Raw genomic sequence first — 4,573 nt, forward strand, 5'->3', positions numbered from 1 at the left:
TCCGCATCCTTCAGCTCCTGCCATTCGGCCTCGACCTGGCGGGTGATCTCCTCGACACCGGTCTCGTGGACGAGGATCTTGATGCGCGCCTTGTATTTGTTGTCGCGGCGGCCATAGAGGTTGTAAACGCGCAGGATCGCCGTGCAGTAGGACAGAAGGTCGGCCTCGGGCAAGAAGTCGCGGATCTTCTTGGCGATCATCGGCGTGCGGCCCTGGCCGCCGCCGACATAGACGGCGAAACCGAGTTCGCCGGCCGCGTTCTTCTTCAAATGCAAGCCGATGTCATGCGTCTGGATGGCGGCGCGGTCGCGCTCTGCGCCGGTCACCGCGATCTTGAATTTCCTCGGCAGGAAAGAGAACTCCGGATGCACCGACGACCATTGGCGCAGGATTTCCGCATAGGGGCGCGGATCGGCGACTTCGTCGGCGGCGGCACCGGCAAAGTGGTCGGCGGTGACGTTGCGGATGCAATTGCCGCTGGTCTGGATGGCGTGCATCTCGACGCTCGCCAGATCGGCCAGGATCGCCGGAATGTCCGACAGCGCCGGCCAGTTGAACTGGATGTTCTGGCGTGTCGTGAAATGGCCGTAGCCCTTGTCGTATTTGCGGGCGATGTGGCCGAGCATGCGCAGCTGCTTGCTGTTCAGAGTGCCGTAAGGCACCGCGATGCGCAGCATGTAGGCGTGCAATTGCAGGTAGACGCCGTTCATCAGCCGCAGCGGCCGGAACTGATCCTCGGTGATCTCGCCGGCAAGCCGCCGCGCGACCTGGTCGCTGAACTCGGCGACGCGGGCCTGGACGAAATCGTGATCGAACTCATCGTAACGGTACATGTCTGGTCTTTCCGGGCGCGTCCGCCCGTTTCATCAATGGTGGTCGTTTACGCCGCCCGAGCGGCTTCCGGGCGCGCCTGCTTGCCCAGGTCGTTGCGGTTGGTGGGGCCGGCGGCGCGGATCTTTTCACGCAGACGCACCGCCTCGATGATGCCGTTGGCGACGGTCACGTCGATCAGATTGACATCGACCACTTCATTGTTGGCATAGGCCGTGGCGCCGATCGCCTCCAGCCGGTCTTCAGCCGCCTTGTCATGGGCGACGTCGGCATGGTCGATGGTCTCGGCCCAGCCGCCATTGGCGTACCAGACGGCTTCGCCATCGGTGAGGCGGTTTGCGGTCAGAACTTTCATCGTTCAGCTCCTTCGGCGGCCGTTTGGGCCGCGCCTTCATGCCTGTGTGCCGCAAGCGGCTCAGAACGTTCAAAGTTGGCGCCGGCGACCGCATCGCCGATGATCGTCATGACCGGGCCGGTAAGGTCGGCGCGGACCTCCAGCGACGGCAGGTCGGCGAGCGTGCCGTGGAAACGGCGGCGGTTGGCAAGGCTGGCATTCTCGACCACGGCGACCGCGGTGTCCGGCGACAGTCCGGCCTCGATCAGCCGGCCGGCGACCTCGGCCGCGACCGAGCGGCCCATATAGACGGCGACCGTGGCGCCGGAAATCGCAAGCTTGGCCCAGTCGGGCAGCGAATTGCCCTTGAGGTCGTGGCCGGTGGTGAACACCATCGACGACGACACGCCGCGCAGCGTCAGCGGCAACTCGAAATCGGCGGCTGCGGCGAAGGCCGCGGTGACGCCCGGAACCACCTCATAGGCGATGCCGGCATCGCGCAGCGCCGCCATTTCCTCGCCCGCCCGGCCGAACACCAGCGGATCACCGGATTTCAGCCGCACGACGCGCTTGCCGTCGCGGCCGAGTTCGATCAGCAGCGCGTTGATCTCGGCCTGGCTCTTGGTGTGGCAGCCCTTGCGTTTGCCCACCGGCAGACGCTCGGCGTCGCGACGGCCCATGGCGACGATCGCCTCCGGCACCAGCGCATCATGGACGATGACATCGGCTTCCATCAGCAGCCGGTGGGCGCGCAGCGTCAGCAGGTCTTCGGCGCCCGGACCAGCCCCCACCAAAGCGACATGGCCCGATGCCGGCGCATTCGAAAGCAAAAGATCGACGGCCGTGTCATGCGCTTGCGAAAGCTGGCCGGCCTCCATGGCGCTCCAGAAGCGGCGGCGGGCATTGCCTTTCGGCAGCAATCTCTCGGCGGTGCCGCGCAACGAGGCGGCAAGCGAAGCAAGCGGCCCGAGCGACGGTGACAGCATGCGGTCGATGCGGCTGCGCAGCATCTGGGCAAGCACCGGGCCTGCCCCTTCCGTGCCAATGGCAATGGCGACCGGCGCGCGGTTGACCAGCGCAGGAGTGAAGAAATCGCACAGCTCCGGCCGGTCGACGGCGTTGACCGGAATGCCCAGCCGGCGCGCATCCTCGGCAACGCGCCGGTCGAGCGCCTCATTGCCGCTGGCGGCAAACACCATCACCGCGCCTTCGAGATGCGCGGCATCGTAGGCGGCAGCGATGTGAATGGCGCCATTCGCGGCGATGAAGGCCAGCAACTCGGCCTCGGCAGCATCGGCTATGATGCGCAGCGCCGCGCTCGATTGGCCGATCAGCCGCGCCTTGGCCAGAGCCTCCTCGCCGCCGCCGATGATGGCCACGGCTTCGCCCTCGACCCGCATGAAGACGGGAAAGGCGTTAAGCTTGGGGGTAGCCTGCGGCATGGCGAGTGGAATCCTGAATACGCTGTCAGTTTTACGCGCGGGAGCGAAAAAGCAGAAGGAAAGCACTCGCGCATCGCTTCGTGCGAAGCAATCGCTTTTCTGCAAGCACCAAAGGCAGGAGAAAAAAATTCCACACCCACGAGTGGAGCGGATCCAAGCCGCTGTTGCGGGCCTTGATCTGCGGCGGTTCTAGCAACAAGCGAGGTATATTACAAAACACGTTTTTCTAAATTCTACCAATCTAGTAGACTAAAGCTGCGATGCGCGGAACACCGGAACATTCCTGCCTCGACGCGCGTTTGCCCTGCGAATCCGAGCCTGGCTGTTCAGCTGCGGCAATGGCTCCAGAGACGGGCCTAGAAAACTATGAAAAACAGAAAAAAGGAGCGCTCCGTGAACAACCTCAAGCTGAAACGCGGATTGTGGATCGTGGTGGCCGACGGCGAGAAGGCGCTGTTCCTCGAGAACCGTGGCGACACCCAATATCCCGACCTCCAAGTCGTGCAGGAGATGGAACAGGCAAATCCGGCGACCCGAGAGCAGGGCTCGGACCGCCCCGGCCGCTACAGCGACGGCCCTTCCGTCCACCGCAGCGCAGTCGAGGACACTGACTGGCATCGCCTCGGCAAGGAGCGTTTCGCCGACGAAATTGCCGAGCGGCTGTACAAGCTTGCGCACCGCGGCGCCTTCAAGGAAATGGTGCTGATCGCACCGCCGCAGGTGTTAGGCGACATGCGCCGAAAACTGCACAAGGAAGTTGCCGAGAAAATCACCGTGGAAATTCCGAAGACACTGACCAACCACACCATCATCGATATCGAGAATCTGCTGCAGGCGGCCTGATCGCTGGCATTAGGCGCGCCAGCCGTTTCTTTTTTGCAGCAACGTTGCCAGCCTCGAAGCGGCTTGCCTTCTGCCATCCTTGTCATCGATTTCATGGCATTGTGGGTTGCCTCGCGGCCATCCGAGCCCCCATATTGCCAAAGCGGCGGCGTTTTGGCGACGCATATCCGACATCGTGATTTTTGAAAGGCGCTCCATAGACCATGCCGCATGACACGCCCCTTATCGCCACCATCGTCGCCGGTCTGGGGCTGGCTTTCGTCTTCGGCGCAATTGCCAATCGCTTCCGCATCCCGCCGCTGGTCGGTTACCTTATCGCCGGCGTGCTGGTCGGGCCGAATACGCCGGGCTTCGTCGCCGATGCCGGCCTCGCCAATGAACTCGCCGAAATCGGCGTGATCCTGCTGATGTTCGGCGTCGGCCTGCATTTCTCGTTGAAGGATTTGTTGTCGGTCCGCGCCATCGCCGTGCCCGGCGCCATCGTGCAGATCGGCTTCGCGACAGCGCTCGGCGCCATTCTTGCCTGGATGCTCGGCTGGTCGATGGGCGCGGGGCTGGTGTTCGGGCTGGCGCTTTCCGTCGCCTCAACCGTGGTGCTGTTGCGCGCCTTGCAGGAACGGCGGCTGATCGAGACGGAGCGTGGCCGCATCGCCGTCGGCTGGCTGATCGTCGAGGACCTGGCGATGGTGCTGGCGTTGGTGCTTTTGCCGGCGTTGGCTGGCGTGCTGGGCGGCCAGCAGCAAGTGGAGACCCATAGCAGCCTGCTGTCGCTGCCGGCCAGCTACGGCATTTGGGGTGTCGTCGGCGTGACGCTGGCCAAGGTCGCGGCCTTTGTCGTCGTCATGCTGGTGGTCGGGCGCCGGGTCATCCCTTGGATCCTGCACTACGTCGCCCATACCGGGTCGCGTGAATTGTTCCGGCTGGCGGTGCTTGCCATCGCGCTTGGAGTCGCCTTCGGCGCGGCCAAGCTATTCGGCGTCTCGCTGGCGCTGGGCGCTTTCTTCGCCGGCATGATCATGAGCGAATCCGAACTCAGCCATCGGGCGGCCGAGGAATCGCTGCCGCTGCGCGACGCCTTTTCCGTGCTGTTCTTCGTTTCGGTCGGCATGCTGTTCGACCCGTT

Annotated in this window: 5 protein-coding genes; 2 read left to right on the top strand and 3 right to left on the bottom strand. The window is 64.1% G+C overall.

Annotated features, from left to right (window positions below):
• From E5W87_RS24435 to cysG, 3 genes are all read right to left on the bottom strand, one after another.
• Positions 1-833, bottom strand: an 833-nt coding sequence (locus E5W87_RS24435; protein ID WP_292403360.1) for a nitrite/sulfite reductase, incomplete at its 3' end; no start/stop codon positions are given.
• Between the two features lie 47 nt (positions 834-880).
• The gene (locus E5W87_RS24440) at positions 881-1,186 is read right to left on the bottom strand and encodes a DUF2849 domain-containing protein (RefSeq protein WP_292403363.1); all 306 of its coding nucleotides are present in this window, start codon (positions 1,184-1,186) and stop codon (positions 881-883) included.
• Positions 1,183-2,607 (bottom strand): siroheme synthase CysG, encoded by a 1,425-nt coding sequence (gene cysG, locus E5W87_RS24445; RefSeq protein ID WP_292403366.1) that lies wholly within the window; start codon positions 2,605-2,607, stop codon positions 1,183-1,185. Before cysG ends, E5W87_RS24440 begins: the two co-directional genes overlap by 4 nt.
• A gap of 393 nt (positions 2,608-3,000) precedes the next feature.
• Between cysG and E5W87_RS24450 the strand changes: the two genes are divergently transcribed.
• Positions 3,001-3,450 (top strand): host attachment family protein, encoded by a 450-nt coding sequence (locus E5W87_RS24450; RefSeq protein ID WP_292403369.1) that lies wholly within the window; start codon positions 3,001-3,003, stop codon positions 3,448-3,450.
• Between the two features lie 203 nt (positions 3,451-3,653).
• Positions 3,654-4,573: cation:proton antiporter (locus E5W87_RS24455; RefSeq protein WP_292403372.1), on the top strand; the 920-nt coding region annotated here is incomplete at its 3' end.

Origin of the sequence: Mesorhizobium sp., from assembly GCF_004962925.1 — a bacterium.
Lineage (GTDB): Bacteria > Pseudomonadota > Alphaproteobacteria > Rhizobiales > Rhizobiaceae > Mesorhizobium.